Annotated in this window: 16 protein-coding genes; 8 read left to right on the top strand and 8 right to left on the bottom strand. The window is 38.3% G+C overall.

What is annotated here, in order from left to right:
* Positions 1-18 precede the first annotated feature (18 nt).
* On the top strand, positions 19-966 hold the full coding sequence (locus tag A9970_RS06120; protein ID WP_182981665.1) for a hypothetical protein: 948 nt from the start codon (positions 19-21) through the stop codon (positions 964-966).
* Positions 967-1025: 59 nt separating this feature from the next.
* On the opposite strand, the gene A9970_RS06115 is transcribed toward A9970_RS06120, so the two are convergent.
* Positions 1026-2429 carry an MFS transporter gene (locus tag A9970_RS06115; RefSeq protein WP_182981664.1) on the bottom strand — a complete coding sequence of 468 codons (1404 nt, stop codon included), beginning with the start codon at positions 2427-2429 and terminating at the stop codon, positions 1026-1028.
* Positions 2430-2547: 118 nt separating this feature from the next.
* On the opposite strand from A9970_RS06115, the gene A9970_RS06110 reads away from it, so the two are divergent.
* The gene (locus A9970_RS06110) at positions 2548-2886 is read left to right on the top strand and encodes a helix-turn-helix domain-containing protein (RefSeq protein WP_083663640.1); all 339 of its coding nucleotides are present in this window, start codon (positions 2548-2550) and stop codon (positions 2884-2886) included.
* Between the two features lie 4 nt (positions 2887-2890).
* Here the strand turns inward: A9970_RS06110 and A9970_RS06105 are convergent, their stop codons facing one another.
* Both A9970_RS06105 and A9970_RS06100 read right to left on the bottom strand, forming a co-directional pair.
* Positions 2891-3802 (bottom strand): DMT family transporter, encoded by a 912-nt coding sequence (locus A9970_RS06105; RefSeq protein WP_182981663.1) that lies wholly within the window; start codon positions 3800-3802, stop codon positions 2891-2893.
* 35 nt (positions 3803-3837) lie between these two features.
* Positions 3838-4830, bottom strand: a complete 993-nt coding sequence (locus A9970_RS06100) for a 2-hydroxyacid dehydrogenase (protein ID WP_182981662.1) — start codon at positions 4828-4830, stop codon at positions 3838-3840.
* 178 nt (positions 4831-5008) lie between these two features.
* Here A9970_RS06100 and A9970_RS06095 point away from each other — a divergent pair, with 178 nt between their 5' ends.
* The 4 genes from A9970_RS06095 to A9970_RS06080 all read left to right on the top strand — a co-directional run bounded on the left by A9970_RS06095 (position 5009) and on the right by A9970_RS06080 (position 9913).
* On the top strand, positions 5009-6088 hold the full coding sequence (locus A9970_RS06095; protein ID WP_182981661.1) for a nitronate monooxygenase family protein: 1080 nt from the start codon (positions 5009-5011) through the stop codon (positions 6086-6088).
* 167 nt (positions 6089-6255) lie between these two features.
* Positions 6256-6636, top strand: coding sequence for a PleD family two-component system response regulator (locus tag A9970_RS06090; RefSeq protein WP_153848544.1), 381 nt, complete (start codon positions 6256-6258; stop codon positions 6634-6636).
* Positions 6637-6888: 252 nt separating this feature from the next.
* Complete coding sequence (locus tag A9970_RS06085) at positions 6889-9069, top strand: DUF4838 domain-containing protein (RefSeq protein WP_182981660.1); 2181 nt, start codon at positions 6889-6891, stop codon at positions 9067-9069.
* Positions 9070-9196: 127 nt separating this feature from the next.
* Positions 9197-9913: an MIP family channel protein gene (locus tag A9970_RS06080; RefSeq protein ID WP_153848542.1), complete on the top strand. Its 717-nt coding sequence runs from the start codon at positions 9197-9199 to the stop codon at positions 9911-9913.
* A 94-nt stretch (positions 9914-10007) separates the two neighbouring features.
* Here the strand turns inward: A9970_RS06080 and A9970_RS06075 are convergent, their stop codons facing one another.
* Positions 10008-11033, bottom strand: coding sequence for a low specificity L-threonine aldolase (locus tag A9970_RS06075; RefSeq protein ID WP_182981659.1), 1026 nt, complete (start codon positions 11031-11033; stop codon positions 10008-10010).
* A 260-nt stretch (positions 11034-11293) separates the two neighbouring features.
* Here A9970_RS06075 and A9970_RS06070 point away from each other — a divergent pair, with 260 nt between their 5' ends.
* Positions 11294-11812 (top strand): VOC family protein, encoded by a 519-nt coding sequence (locus A9970_RS06070; protein WP_220801526.1) that lies wholly within the window; start codon positions 11294-11296, stop codon positions 11810-11812.
* Between the two features lie 2 nt (positions 11813-11814).
* Here A9970_RS06070 and A9970_RS06065 read toward each other — a convergent pair whose 3' ends face one another.
* Together A9970_RS06065 and A9970_RS06060 are read right to left on the bottom strand one after the other, a co-directional pair.
* Positions 11815-12213 carry a DUF2809 domain-containing protein gene (locus A9970_RS06065; RefSeq protein WP_182981658.1) on the bottom strand — a complete coding sequence of 133 codons (399 nt, stop codon included), beginning with the start codon at positions 12211-12213 and terminating at the stop codon, positions 11815-11817.
* A 19-nt stretch (positions 12214-12232) separates the two neighbouring features.
* Complete coding sequence (locus A9970_RS06060; protein ID WP_159726613.1) at positions 12233-12748, bottom strand: hypothetical protein; 516 nt, start codon at positions 12746-12748, stop codon at positions 12233-12235.
* A gap of 108 nt (positions 12749-12856) precedes the next feature.
* On the opposite strand from A9970_RS06060, the gene A9970_RS06055 reads away from it, so the two are divergent.
* Positions 12857-13669: a hypothetical protein gene (locus A9970_RS06055; RefSeq protein ID WP_182981657.1), complete on the top strand. Its 813-nt coding sequence runs from the start codon at positions 12857-12859 to the stop codon at positions 13667-13669.
* Positions 13670-13688: 19 nt separating this feature from the next.
* Here the strand turns inward: A9970_RS06055 and A9970_RS06050 are convergent, their stop codons facing one another.
* Both A9970_RS06050 and A9970_RS06045 read right to left on the bottom strand, forming a co-directional pair.
* Positions 13689-15023, bottom strand: a complete 1335-nt coding sequence (locus A9970_RS06050; protein ID WP_182981656.1) for a GH1 family beta-glucosidase — start codon at positions 15021-15023, stop codon at positions 13689-13691.
* A gap of 373 nt (positions 15024-15396) precedes the next feature.
* Entirely contained in the window at positions 15397-16119 is a 723-nt protein-coding gene (locus A9970_RS06045; protein ID WP_159726619.1) for an SIMPL domain-containing protein, read from the bottom strand.
* Between the last annotated feature and the right edge of the window lie 155 nt (positions 16120-16274).

Raw genomic sequence — 16274 nt, 5'->3', positions numbered from 1 at the left:
TATAGGAAATTAAAAGATATGACCAAAAATATTCTCGTCAATACGATCGAAATTGATAAAGCAACTATTCGTGAATTCATTAAACAGGGTGATGTAAATGCTGCTATTGATCTGATTGCCACCCAGGCAAATGTAAAGTATAAAACTGCCCGGGATATTGTAGAGATGTTTAAAGAAGACCATATTGATCTTTTTGATGGTAAAGACCTGTTTTTGGCTGATTATGATCTGCTTGAACATCGCGGCGATTCTCAGGAAGCAGATCACAAAGGATCTTCTTTTTTGGAAGTAGAAACAAATGAGCGTGGCCGAACTAGTATTTGGAAGGCACTTTTTATCTTTTCTGTCCTTGCCTTGCTGGCTTTCGTTATCTTAAATTACGTTGTGGGTTTTAATCAAATAGGGCATCATATCTCAGAACTTACACAGCTATTCGATAAAAATGAAGGCTCAGCTGCCGCTGATACTGATACATCCAAACAAAATATTGTATTAAGTGCTGGTGTTACCCGGGCGGATGATGTTGAAGACCTCCATCCTGTAGATACAAATCTCTTACCATTGGATGTGGGACAGGCCGAAATAGCACGAATACATCGGGCTCAGTTCGATCAATTGAAACCAGCAAAACATTCACCAACGGATGAAGATGCACAGATCGCTCTAATTCACCTCACAAATGGGCGGTTGACCGATGTTATTATTCAGCAAAAATTAACTGTAAAAATAGGGAAGTGTTATGAAAATTCGACCATGAAAGATAAGGGTACTTGCGTGAGTTGTATGATATTACTTTACAACAGGGAGAAGAAAAACTGGCAAGAAGCTCCCAATGGGGAGAATTTCCTGCGCAATGCCTATGATTTTTATCTGGCCAGCGGTTCAGACCAATGGGAAGCTAGCCCGCTGAGCATCCGTATTCCTTATGACTACGCTTTAGTAGACAAGTATAAGGCAGCAAATTAGCTACATTAATCCTTAGAGAAAGCTTGATAGCCCCAGCGAAATCCTGAACGAATTACCTGCTATTTTACTTTTTGTGAAGGTAAATAAGCTATTGAACATACGACGAATAAGAGTAATATGACCGATAGTGCGATCGAGTAGCCATAGGCCGAAGAGATATCTTGCCAAATAAGAAATTTAGTCTCTTTCTGATGGAGGAATATACCGACAATAAAAGCGATCCCTAAGCATATAGATAGTTGTTGTACAGTTAGATAGATGGCAGATCCTACGGAAATTAGTTTTTCGTTAAGGTCTTTTAATGCGAGTGTCATTAATGCCGGCAGTACAGTACCGCAGCCAATACCATAAAAAAAGAAGAGGGCGTGTATTTGGTAGCTATCTATGATCATCGTATTGAAAACGAAAAGATGAGAAAGTAACCCCAAAATCATTATTCCTAATCCATATAAGACAATGATCTTTCCGTGGCGTTGTATTAACTTGCTTACAATAACACTTGCCAATACGTAACCAATACCTTGAAAAACAAAGGCAATTCCTGTCATTGTTGCCGTATAATTCTTTTGATTTTGAAGGTAATTGGAGTTAATAATAAAATAAGCATCCTGCACCATATAATAGGCTAATGCCGCTAGAAGGCCTAAATTGAAAACCCGATTATTGAATAAGGAGAAATTGAGTAGACTAGAACGGCCCGTTTGTTCTAATTTCCGTTGTTTTTTTAGAAATAACAGGACGAGAACAATTGCTGTTCCCAATAGCAGTAATGACCAGAGTGGCCATTTCAACTCAGGTCCCATGATTAAAGGGAAAATTATTCCCATTAAAAGGATAAACAACGTTATCATGGGGATAAAAGAGATCTTGGATTTTCCACTAACTTGGTCACTAAATGTATAACGATAGACAGCAAAGCAGGCAAGTATCCCAATGGGAACATTGATTAAAAAAATAAGACGCCAACTTTCATTTATCCAAGTCTGATCCGGGAGAATTCCGCCCAATAATTGACCTATTACTGAGGCAATACCTGCTATGCTTCCATAAATGCCCAAAGCCATCGATCGCTTCTCCGGATTTTCAAAAAGTAAAGTGATCAATGCGATGCCCTGTGGAACCATAAGTCCAGAGCTAATCCCCTGAATCAATCTTCCGGCCAATAAAATGTAAAGATTATCGGCTAAGCCACATAAAAGGGAAGCTACAGTAAAACAAGCCATCCCAATTAAATATAATTTCTTCTTTCCATAATGATTTCCGGCATTCCCAGCATTGATTAGAAGACTTGCATACCCAATAATATAAAGTATTATAATCCATTGCGTATCACTGTCTCGTAGATGTAGTCCATGTTGAATTGTGGGAAGGGAAACATTAATAATAAAGAGATCTATGACGAAAAGAAATATACCAGTTGAAAGGAGGAAAATATGAAGTAAATCTTTAATTTGAAAGCGCATATAGAAAGTTTTTAATAATTTTATGATTAAAAATAGCTTGGATATTTTTTACAATCAAGTAGTTATAAATTATATACTTGGTATGTTTTTATGAACTAATGGTCAGTATGAGGTGATTATGAATGAAAAAAAAAGTGAAAATTTTGGCGCCTGCTGTGATGTCAATGGGATTTTTAAGATAATAGGTGGAAAATGGAAAGTTTTGCTCATTAAGGCGGTTGCTAAACAATGCCCCAAAAGATTTGGTGAGCTACGACGGGAAATGGAAGATCTGGCGCAAACGACATTGACTGTTCAGCTTCGTGAGCTCGAACGCGATGGTATTTTATGTAGACAGATTTACGCTGAATCTCCACCACGCGTGGAATATAAACTCAGCGAATTAGGTAAAACTTTACTGCCGGTCATTGAAAGACTTGATGAATGGTGGTCAGATTACAAACGCGAAAGGGGATAGGCATTTAGCTTATCCCTTTTCGCTCCTCATTTTTGGTGATGCCCAATAAGACGATTGTACCGATGATACAAAAAGTGCCGATCCAGTCTGTTTCTCTAAATGGTGTATTTAACCACAATACAGCTAATAGGGCTGCCGATAAGGGTTCGGCAGAAGCTAGAAGACTTGTCTTTTGTCCACCAATAAGCTTAACTGCTGTTAGATAAGCATAAAAAGGGATTAGTGTGCCGAAGACTACAATAAAAGCAGTGTAGCTATAGGTATATACATCCCAGATTCCATCAACTTCCCAAGGAGGTTTGACAAAGCAAAAAACGAGACCTCCCAATAGCATTCCCCAACCGATAACTATTGCCGCATTATACTTGTTTAACAAGTGGATTGGTTGTAGTGTATAAAAAGCAAGCGTAACAGCTGACATTAAACCAAAAAATAATGCGAGCGGAGAAATCGACAGAGAACCAAAATTCCCATGTGTGACTAAAAGAAATGTGCCTAGTATAGCTAAAAGTATGGCCAGGCAAGCAACTTTCGAAGGGAATTTTCTCTTGTTCAACGCCATGTAGATTGCGATCAGGACCGGACCTGTATATTGTAGCACTGTTGCGGTAGCAGCGTTGGAATAATTTATGGCGGCAAAATAAGTATATTGGACGGCTAATACACCAAAAATACTGAATAGAAGAAGTGCTAAACTATCTTTACGATGACGCCAAATCTGCCAAATCTCATTTTTCTTGTGTATTCCGGCCAAAAGCAATAATACAATGCCTGTCACAAGCATTCTTACGGTAATAAGCCATTCTACGTTAACTGCCCTTTTCTGAAAAAGAAATTGGCCAAAAGTACCCGATACACCCCAAAGAATAGCCGCCCCAATTGCCAAGAGGAATCCTTTCAAAACATGGTTTTTCATTGTTTTATCCGAAATAAATTTGATACATAGTCTCGTTATAGCAAGACTTCTGCATCAGTGATCCCTTTGGTTGATAGGTCGGCGATGCTCCGAAGCGTTCTTTGAGAAATTTCTGTTAATGCTTCTGTTGTGAAAAAAGCTTGGTGCGCCGTAACCAAAACATTCGGATAACTCATCAATAATTGTATTGTTTCATCTTCAATAATTTTTGTCGATAAGTCTTTAAAAAACAACTTTTCTTCTTGTTCATAGACGTCAATACCTAATAAGCCAATTTTCCGTTCTTTAAGCGCTTTAATAGCATCATTGGTATTGATTAGATTGCCTCTGCTTGTATTAATAATTGTCACCCCATCTTTCATCTTTTCCAATGACTCCTTATTAATGAGATAGTGGTTCTCGGGAGTAAGCGGGCAATGAAGAGAAATAATATCTGATTCTTTGAAGACTTCATCCAACGATCTGTAATTGACACCTTGTGCTGTAAGCTGCTGGTCTGGGTATAAATCATAGGCAATTACATCTGCCCCAAATCCCAATGCGATTTTGATAAAAGCCTTTCCAATTTTTCCAGTACCAATAACGCCAATTTTTTTCTGATGGAGATTAAATCCCAAAAGTCCATTCAATGCAAAATTTTGCTCCCGTACGCGATTATAGGCTTTATGTGTTTTACGATTCAATGTCAATAGCATGGCCATGGTGTGCTCAGCTACCGCTTCAGGGGAATAGGCGGGCACTCGACAAACTTTTATACCAAATTCCCTAGCAGCTTCCAGATCAACGTTATTAAAGCCAGCGCAGCGTAAGGCGATCAGCTCAACACCTTTTTGAGCAAGTACTTCAATAACTTGTCTGTTGAGTTTATCATTGACAAATGCGCAGACTACCTTCTCATCTTCAATAGCATTGACAATGTGTGGACCTAAATGCGTTTCATAAAAATTAAACTGAAAGCCATAGGTGCTGTTTTCCTGCTCAAAGAATAATTTGTCGTATGGTTTTGTCGAAAAGAAAGCGATTTTCATAAAATTGTTTGTTACGTAATAGTATAGTATAAATATACGGTATAAATCGCTTATTTGGAACCGCAATGCAGGATGATTTTCTAGTATTATAGTATAATTTGTTTTAAAATAGCTTAAATTAGAACAATCACATGAAAGCTATTTTAGTTGAATCTTAAGCATATTAATTACTTCCGATATGAAATGGTCAAATCAAATTACACAATTAATAGGTATTGATTATCCGATTATCCAGGCACCCATGTTTGGTGTTACCACACCAGAAATGGTCATTGCAGCGTCACGTGCCGGAGCGCTCGGGTCGTTATCGTTGGGTGATCTACCAGCAGAACGCTGTAGTGCGCTTATTCGTTCAACCGCTGCATATGTAAAGAAGCCTTTTGCAGTCAATATTTTTGTAAATCATGTTCCTGAAGTTTCAGTGAATTTGAGGACAGCGTATAATGAAACAAAGGTTTTCGTGGAACAGTTAGCCTTGCAATATGGTTTAGAAGTAGCTTTACCGGAGCTCGATAGCATCCATATTACAGATTACAGGGAACAAATTGACGCGATCATAACCCAACAGTGTAAAGTTGTGAGTTTTACTTTTGGAAATCTGGATGCACAAAGTATAAAACGATTGAAAGACAATGATGTGATGATTATTGGTACATGCACTTCGGTGGCAGAAGCAATTGCTTTGGAAGAAGCTGGTATTGATATGATCTGTGTACAGGGATTAGAAGCTGGGGGACATCGCGGAAGTTTTGAGGAGGCACCTGTTCCTGAGATTGGCGGATTTTCTCTGCTACCACAAGTGAAAGAGCACGTAAACGTTCCGCTTATTTATGCCGGTGGGTTATATAATGCAAGCACGATCCATTCTGCAAAGCTATTAGGTGCCAATGGTTTTCAGATTGGCAGTTTATTGCTCAAATCTAAAGAAAGCGCACTGCTGGACTTTGAGAAAGCGCGTCTTTCTCATGTTCAGGAATCAGATATTGTCTTGACAAGGAGTTTTTCAGGGCGCTATGCCAGAGGTATAAAGAATACATTTATTGAAGCTTTGGACAAGTCGCACTATATCTTACCATATCCCTATCAAAATAAACTCACCGGGGAATTACGAAAAGTAGCCAAAGCCAATAAAAATGTCGATTTTGTAAATATTTGGGCCGGACAATCGATCCATTCTTACAGTGAACTTTCGACAACAGATATTATGCAAACGTTAATCCGAGAAGTTGAAAATTTGCATACTAGTTTAGTTGTTTAATAATAATATAGGGCCCACCACCTGTCAGTATACTGTCATTTTAATTAAAAACAATAACTAAAATCTTTGTTTAAATTATTTAAATGGTGTTGTAGTGGTTAATCTACAACTAATTTTCTTTTTTTTTCGAACTTTGTATCACTGTGAAAAACTAAAAATCTACGGCTATGGGGAACGAAAAAAAGAGAATTCTTGTTATCGAAGATAATGAGATTCTATTAAGTACAATGCAATTTGTTCTTGTAAGGGAGGGCTATGACCTATTACTTGCCAAATCTGGCAAGGAAGCGCTCTCGTTGGTTTCTGACGAAACCATTGATTTGGTCATAACAGATCTGGCATTACCTTTTGCCAATGGTTACGAAATAATCGATCGCATTCGGAAAAGTAATACGAATAATCAGGTACCTGTTATTATTATTTCCGGTTACCGTGATGATAATAGTATTGTGGAAGGCTTTGAAGTCGGAGCCAATGATTATATTAAAAAGCCTATCTCTCCGTCAGAACTTATATCTCGTGTACGATTAAGAATAGGTCATGCTTAGTAAAACTGAACATATAATCCATTTAATTCGATCCTTTTTTGAATGCGAGGGCTGGCCTATTTAGGAGGTTTTTATCAGGATCAATTAACGCTGGCTGGCAACATCGTATAGACAACTGGGGTTTTACACTCATGGGCGGTTGGAGCTATTACAAAGTTGCTGAAAATAGATTTATGAATCAGTATGACCTAAATCTATCATTAAGGAAATATTTTTAATATGATGTGGAAGTTTATGTTATGTCTATTGTCAATGGTAACGATAGTTCAGGGTAAAGAAAGAATTACATTGGTTGATCAAGGGAAAACGGATTATGTCATTCAATCGGATGCAAATGATCCTGTTTTACAAAAAGCTGCTGCGGTGATAAACACTTTTACAAAAGAAAGTACAGGTGTAGATTTTGCAATACAAGCTAAAGGAAAGGTCACACATGCCATTATTTTGGAAAAAAGCCCAATAACTAATACGTTTCCTGAAGATAGTTATTCCATACAAGCTGTAGGAAAGAATATTTATATCAAGGGAAGTGGTAAAGGTGTACTATTTGCGGCATATCGTTATGTCAGGGATATTATTGGTGGACGAAAGTGGTATGTAGGTAAAGAAAATACATCCGTTCCAAAATTGACATTCTTAGCAGTGAATTCAGATCTGAAGATTTATTCCAAACCAAATTTTGAGTTTAGAGAGGTTTATTTCCCTGTTGAATTGGATCAGGAGTATATGGATTGGTATGGTTTACATAATTTGGAAGAACGCTGGGGAGATTGGGGGCACACTTTCAGTAAAATATTGCCACCATCAGTTTATTTTAAAGAACATCCTGAGTATTACTCCCTATATGATGGAAAACGCCAACCTATTCAACTTTGTCTATCTAACCAGGACGTTTTTAATCTTACCGTAGCTTATTTTAAACGTAGGATAAGCGAAAACCCCACAGCTACTTATTGGTCTATCGCGGCCAATGACGATATTGGAAGCTGTACTTGCGATCGTTGTCAGGCGATTGATAAACGCGAGGGGGGAGCGAAAGGCTCACTGATTCACTTTGTGAATAGAGTGGCCGCACAATTTCCCGACAAAAAATTTACAACACTGGCGTATTTAGAATCAGCAAACGCCCCAACACACCTCAAGGTTGCCGATAATGTTTCTGTGATATTAAGTAATATCGATGCTTTTAGAAAAAATGACATTGGAAGTGAACCATCAGCAGCAACTTTTCGTAGACAATTAGGAGCTTGGAAAGCTAAAGCCAAACATGTATTTGTATGGGATTATCTGACACAGTTCACCAATTATCTTGCGCCATTTCCGATCCAAGGAACCATGCAGGAAAGTCTACAATATTTGAAAACGCAAGGTGTCGAAGGGGTCTTTTTGCAAGGTGGAGGGGCGACTTATAGTGATATGGCGGAGCTAAATGCCTATATATTGGCTAACCTCGCCTGGGATACGACGCTTTCAGAAGAACAGCTAACCAACGAGTTTATCGAGGGCTACTATGGCAAGGCTGGACCCTTTATTAAAGCATATCTTGCTGAACGAAGAAATCACTTGCCCGGGCCTTCATCAGCTTTATCCATTTACGGAAACCCGATTGATAATAGACATGACTTTTTAAGTCCAGAGGCGATGGATAAGTATAGTACATTATTAGAAAAAGCGGAAATAGCCAGTGAAGGTAATCCTTTATTGGAATCCCGTGTCAGGCGTATTGGACTTGGGTTGGATTATACCTATTTGCAACAAGCAAGATTTTATGGACCGCATCAACATGGTATATTTGAACAAGAGGGGGAGCGTTGGGTTGTGAGACAAAAGGTGAGTCGTAAAGTAACACAATTTGTTGAAGATGCAAAAAAATTGGGCGTTATAGAGCTTGCCGAAGGTGGTGCATCACCCGATAGTTATGCAAAGGAGTGGTCTGAAATATTCAAAGCCGGCGTTAGAGGAAATAAGGCCTCTGAAGCAAATATTAAGTTGAGATATCCATTTGACCCTTCTTTCCCTGCCAATGGACTAAAAACACTTACAGATAGTGTGCCGGGCTATATGGATTATAGCTATAATTGGTTGCTATGGAACGGGGAGCCGATGGATATTACTTTTGATTTTGAACAGGAAAGGCGAATAGATACCATAGCGCTTAATTTTCTAAAGGATGCCCGACATTGGATATTTCCACCAAAAGAAATTCGAATTTCGGTATCTAAGAATGGAAAAGATTTTCAAGATGTATTTCTCAGTAAGCTTGAATCCATTGAGGAGGATTACACCTTGGACAAGATACCTTATCAAGTATTATTAAATGACAGTGTTAAAGTGATCCGAGTTTATGCTTCACCTTTGGCAAAACTACCCGAATGGCGGTATCATCCTAAGCGAAAGCCTCTTATAGCCTGTGATGAAATCTGGTTAAATTAATATAGAAAAGCTTATTAACGTTGGTTTTAAAGTGCTGTGGATATTGTTCTACAATAATTTATTTAGCAGTATAATTTTATGCGGAAAATGATTAAATTAGAGTTAACTAAGTTATAAACAGATTCATATGGAAATTAAAACATCTTCAAAATTTATCGCCGAACTAATTGGAACATTTGGTTTGGTACTTTTTGGTTGCGGTGCAGCTGCTATTGCCGGAGCCAATACGATGGGCGGACTTTCTGGCCTGGGGCTCTTGGGCATTGCTGTTGCTTTCGGCCTATCGGTGGTGGTATTTGCGTACGCTATCGGTGGAATTTCAGGCTGTCATATCAATCCTGCGGTGACGGTGGGTGTATTGTTGGCCGGTAGAATGTCTGTCAAGGATGCTGTCGTATATATTGTCGCTCAGTTTATTGGTGCACTTTTAGGGGCATTTGTCCTTCAGCAGATTTTAAGTGGGCAATTGGCCGGATTTACCGCAGGGGAGTGGGCGTATGGCTCAAACGGTTGGGGTAAAGGATATCAAAACGAATATGGTACTGCTTCTGCCTTTTTGATTGAAGCCGTGTTAACCTTCATTTTTCTATTTGTGATACTGGCAACAACTTCGAAGGTAGGAAACAGCACAATGGCTGGGCTTGCAATCGGCTTTACGCTTCTTTTGATCCATTTGGTTGCTATTCCTGTAACAGGTACGTCGGTTAATCCTGCTCGTTCATTTGGGCCAGCGATTTTGGCCGGCGGTCAGGCTTTATCGCAGCTTTGGCTCTTTATTGTAGCACCATTAGTAGGGGCAGCTGTAGCAGCAGGGGTATGGAAAGCCCTTGAACCTAAAGACTAGTTTTTCAATTTTATAAGATGCGCCCAATACGTAAAAGATTACCTATTGGGCGCTTTTGTTTATATAAGATTTATTGGTTGGGGCGGAACAATCCCTATGAATTCAATATATCATTTATAAAGTTAGTAACCTGTTTCTCGTCTGTAGCCCAGGAGGTGATCAAACGAACCGCTGCATAATCTGAATCGATATCCTTCCATATATAAAATTGATAATTTATAAGCAGTGCTTCGATGACCGATTTAGGTAAAATGGGAAAAATCTGATTAGTGGTTGATTCCGTTAGAAAGGAATATCCTTTGTCTTTGATGGCCTTCGCCATACGCATCGCAAGCGAATTAGCTCTCAATGCCAGCTCAAGATACAAATCATCTTGAAATAGCGTTAGAAATTGAATTGAAAGCACTCTGCCTTTGGCGAGCAAGGCGCCTTTCTGTTTGATCGCATAGTCAAAATCTACGGCTAATTCGGGACGGTTAAACACAACTGCCTCACCCAAAAGAGCACCATTTTTTGTTCCTCCAATGTAGAAAACGTCCGTGTATTTAGCGATAGCTGCAAAGGTTAAATCGTTGTTTTCCGCCGTCAAAGCATGACCCAAGCGTGCGCCATCCAAATAAAGTAACAGCTGTTGCTGCTGACAGCATACATATAGCGCTTCCAACTCTGCCAAAGAATATATTGTGCCGATTTCAGTAGAATTAGAAATATAGACTATTCTTGGTTTTACCACATGTGGCGCCAGGGCATGTTCCTTGAGTACCGTAGTAATATCGTTAGGTGTCAATTTTCCATCAGAAGTTTCAACGGTAATGACTTTATGTCCAGTTGCTTCTATAGCACCAGTTTCATTTGCAGATATATGCCCTGTTTTTGCACTGATCACTGCTTCATGGATACGTAAAAGAAAAGATATGACAAGAAGATTTGTTTGTGTGCCACCAGATAAAAAGTGGATAACGGCTTGCTGATTAGCTATCTTTTTCTTCAAAATCGATTTGGCTTCTTTGGAATAGTCATCCTCCCCATAGCCCAATTGCTGTATCAGATTCGTTTCAATAAGCTTATCTAAAATGCGGGGATGTGCCCCTTCTGAATAGTCATTTTTAAAGTTATACATAAATTTATCTATTTAATGCGGATGCTTTATTAAACTCTTTTCCTAGGGTAGGATGTTCGAGTCTTGTGTACGTCAAATGTATACATACAATCTCATTTTTTAACAATCTTAATCTGGAAAAAATTAGGACAAAAGCTATGCGTTTTAAGTACTGATGTTGTAGGATAAGAATGTTTTCTGGAGCACCGTAAATGTTTTGTCAAAACTAATGATTAAATTCGGGAGAGAAGGCAGAATAACTGATTTGTCCTTATTAAATTATGAAAAGAGTCGTATTTGTTGCAAGTATTGTGCTGGCATTTGGAATGGGGTACGCATTTAGTAACCTGAGCCATTTCCATCGATCCACCGAATTGAAAAGGGTAACCGGTATAGGTGGAATTTTCTTCAAGTGTAAAGATCCTAAAAAAGTAAGAGCTTGGTATGCCGATCATTTGGGACTGGCTACAAATTCTTACGGCGCTGTATTTGAGTGGTATCAGGGAGCTGATAGTGCGAAAAAGGGATTTACGCAATGGAGTCCTTTTAAAGAGAGCACGGCCTATTTTGGCCCTTCGGAAAAAGATTTTATGATCAATTATCGGGTAGCCAACATTGAGCTTTTAATCGATGAATTGAAGAAGGAGGGAGTTACGGTCCTTGATACGATCGAATCCTTTGACTATGGCAAATTGGCTCATATCATGGATATTGAAGGAAACAAAATAGAGCTTTGGCAGCCCAATGATCTTGCTTATGAAAAGATGGGCATCGATTTGGGGGCCAAAACCACGAAGTAGGTCTATTTAGTTCGTAACGTAGGATCTGTCTTTAACATTTGATAATTAAGATAATCAAGGAATGCAGCTCCGATGGCTCCCAGGCAGTAAGCCGCTAGATCCGACCATAAAAAGCCCTGTCCAAACACGAGCCGCAAAAGCGGATTGCTTCTTACCCAGATTAGTAAAGGATATTGTACAAGCTGTAAAAATTCGATGGCAAAACAAAATATAAGTGTCGTCGCAAAAGAAAATAATAACGATTTCCTCGTAAATAAAAAACGTGATAACCAATAAATCATAACCGCATAAAGTACATCGCCGGTAATGGTAGGAATGGCGGATATTTTCCGTGACAACAAACCCAGGAAGATGGTTAAAGCGACGAAAAGTAGGTAGTGTATTCTTGTTTTTCGTTTCATCGAAACTTATGCTACAGTGTTATTGCCTGAAATATGAGATCGTTTCAACGGGATTACCAAAGATCTTTTTGGTTCCTTTTTTCTGTGTAAATCCACCATGTTGTGCGATTATATTTGCAATGGAGAAAATAACATTCATATCGTTTTGCGGGTGAATAGTGGTAAGTAGTTTTCCATTCTGGTCGAATAGTTGAAGTTGGTTGACCAAGGAACGATTTATTTCCATGGAATGAATTACTTCTAACGGAATCATTTTGTCCTCCTTTCTCGGTTGTTTAATAGATAAGTTATTTTTATCAACTTGTATTTCTATCTTGGGATTGATGAATTGCAATAGTATGACTAGGGGACCGATTACAACGACAGCAACCAATATCCCAAGACCTTTTGCCGAACCAAAATTGTTTACTGCATCGGCTAGTCCGTTTATACCGCCAAAAATTAAACAGCATAGGATAAATACAACAATTAGGTAACCAAATCCAAAGATCAAGCCCTTTTTAACATTATGGGATTTAAATTGAAAGGTATTCATAGCAGTGGCTTCTATTTTTACGCGTTTTTATTTTAGTAAAGATATTTATATTTATGCAATCAGAGCTATCTTAGCGACAGAGATTTTGTTATTTCATTAAAGAAAGCATTGGAAAATATCATTGAAATTAAAAGAACTAATTTTCAGCGGAAGTCAGCATACTTTCAGCTGTTGAATTATGCGCTGTTTTCAATTCTCGGAATTGTGAGTATATTTTGGGATTGGAAAGCCAGTATTGCGCCAATAGTCTGCGTCATTATCTTCTATTTAATCGAGCGGAAAATTGACTTTTGGTCAAATGTTATTTGGTTTATCATCGCTTTTTTACTCCTTTCATTTTCTTTGTCATGGATATTCAGCTTGTCTTTTGGTATATTTATTTTCCAATGTCTATTACTAGCAGCCATTAAGCCTGCTATCGTTATATGGAAAGAAACCAAACAAGAACATACCGATGTGATCTTCGCAATGAGTTCTGAGTATTTTGTATGTTTAAGTCCAGATAACAGTGACTACAAAGGATATGCAATGAATCCTATGGGGTTTAAAAAGCGCTTTCCAATGTCAGCAGTTATTTCAGTTCAACGAGATGGAAATAGTTTAGTTATTGCCTTACAACAGCAGATTGTACGTCCTCGTGAATTGCGTTCAGAAGAAATCGAAATTATTCTCGAATATTTTAGAAAGAATAGACCGGATGTTTTAGCCGCAGTCGAAACAAAAATTATCCGTAAGGAAGAAGACCGAATATATTGGGTCAAGCTTATTGTTATCGGTATTCCATGTTTATTGGCTGGACTATCCATCTATTTTTTTGCAGACAACGGAAGGAATACATTGGTCACAATACTTAGTATTGTTGCCGCATTGTTTCTTGGCCTGATTTTATTGAAAATTACAAAGTTGATATATCGTTCATAACGATGGAAAAGCCATTTATTTATTTTAAAAAGTCTCCGTACCAATGTCCAGAGGATTTGACGATGCGCTGTTGATTGTTGAAATCAACATAAACTAGTCCAAATCTTGGACGGTATCCTTCAGCCCATTCGAAGTTGTCCATGAATGTCCATACAAAATACCCGTTGACATTTATTCCTTCTTGTTTTGCACGGTAAACCTCCTGTAAAGCTTGCTGTAAATAGCTCAATCTTTTGGGGTCATGCACTAAACCATTTTCGATTTGATCAGGAAATGCTGCACCATTTTCGGTAACAATTAAAGTGGGGATATTAGGGTAGGCACTAAATTTCTTGAGCATATAATAAATGGAGGCTGGGTAAACTTCCCAGTTCATTTCGGTCATCTCAACTTTGCGCTCTTTCGCCGATACTATCTTCGCTTGAAGATAAGGAACGAACATGGCGTATCGTATAATTTCCCGTGTATAATTTTGTACGCCAATAAAGTCCATATCAAATTTCAGATCTCGCTCATCATTCGCGTGCATATACTTTTCAATTCTACCCAGTATTTTAATCTCTTGCGTTGGATAGCCCATTCCTAGTAGCGGTTCTATAAATAGGCGGTTGAGCAATACATCTGCTTTCTTTGCCGCAAGAATGTCTCTGTCTTTCGACGTAAAGGGCTCAACATGGGAGCAAGAAAAAGTCGTCCCTACTTCGCTATTAGGCTGTAAAGACTTAATAATTCGGCCGCCTTGAGCCTGTGCTAATGCAGCATGATGGGCCGCAGCCAAAAAATTGCCCAAACCTTTTCTCTCTGGTGCATGTACACCGAAGAAATAACCTGCAGCAGTAAATACTGTAGGTTCGTTGAGAACCATCCAATGCTTGACCCGGTCCCCGTAGGTTTGCACACATTTGGAAACAAATTCTCCAAACCAATCTTTCACATCACGGTTTACCCAGCCACCTTTCTTTTCCAATGCATGTGGAAGATCCCAATGATATAAGGTAGGCCAAGGCGTTATCCCTAACTCAAGGGATAAATCGATCAAACGATCATAAAAATCCAATCCAGATTGATTTACCGCACCAATGCCAGCAGGAAATATACGACTCCATGATAAAGAGAATCTGTAATTAGGAATATGCATTCCCTGCATCAAATACAGATCCTGGACATAGCGATTGTAAAAATCACAGGCCTCATTACCATGTTGATTTTGAAATATACGGTTTCTTTTTTTGACGAATATATCCCAGATAGAAGGGCCTTTTCCATGCAAATCATGTGCTCCTTCAATCTGGTAGGCAGCTGTAGAAACTCCCCAAATAAAATCTTTGCCAAAGGCATCTTTGGTTAATAGCATTTACAAAAATAAAAATATCGGACCTCAATGCCGTTTTTAAAAACAATTAAGTTTTGTGGAATCTTAATGGTGAATAGAATGAACTGAATCGACCTAAAAAGATTCTAAATATAATCCGCTGGAAAAAATAGTTTATCGTTTTCATAATAGATACATTAACTCCGTTGACTACATTAACTATCGCATTATAAAGTAACAAAACTTATATGAACTGGATATGAACTATATGTTAAATATACGAAAAAATAGTTTCGATGATTACCGGTAGCTAATTCGTCCGCGTAAAGGCTAACGCTATCCCTCGAGCGTTATTTTTTCATTCAACCATTGAATCGAGTATGCTGGTTGATTGGTGACAGAATCGGTATGGCATCTATTTGATTTCAAATTCTGTAAATATTGTTCTTTTAAATTCTAAAACTTCGGGAGCAATTTTAAAACCTTCACCGCCATAGCCCTTATTAAATGTTTCTAAAGCCATCCCTGTTCTGTACTGCGTTGATTCGTTGGATGCGCTTCCATCATTGGACAGAAATAGCAGTTTTCCGATTTTAACATCAGCCCTAGATGCAAGTTTTTTTGCCGATTTTAAAGCATCATCATATGCAATAAGATCTGCTTCTCTTAAAATACTGTCTGCTTTGGAGTGGTCAAATGAGATGGAACCAATTCCACTAATTTTTGTTTCTAACAATTTTCCCGTTAATTCTGTAAATTTCGATAAATCATGTAAAACAAAATCGATTGTTTGCTGTGCTTGATAACCTATAAATTTATTGGTATTACCAATGTATTGATAGTCTTTATTTGCGGATACGCTACTGGTTTTGATATCTTCTTTTTGATGCCCATATTTTTGGAGCAACGCTATTACCGTGTCGACTGTTGCTTGTGTTTCTCGTACCGCGTCTACCATTCTGGGTTTTGTGAAAGTCGTATTAATGGTCAGGGTGACCTGGTCGGGCATGATCCTAATCTTTCCTTCACCACTTACACGAATTCTGTTTTCACTTTCCTTTGATACCGAACCACAAGACGATATTAAAATTATGCTGCTCAAGCATATAAAAAACATTGAGGTTGACTGCTTTTTCATACTATATGATGTTCAAAGTGATATTTTAATTAGTAAGTTTCACCCTAAATATAATAAATATATCCGGAGGTAGAGGCAGCGACTAAAACAATGTTAGCTAAAATAATGGGGTGTAAATTCAAAAAGCAGGCTATAGCCTGCTTTTTGTTCTTGAA

Source organism: Sphingobacterium sp. UME9 (assembly GCF_014170215.1).
GTDB classification, from domain to species: domain Bacteria; phylum Bacteroidota; class Bacteroidia; order Sphingobacteriales; family Sphingobacteriaceae; genus Sphingobacterium; species Sphingobacterium paramultivorum.
The sequence above is the reverse complement of the archived record's forward strand: the minus strand, read 5'-3'. Positions and strand labels throughout refer to the sequence as shown.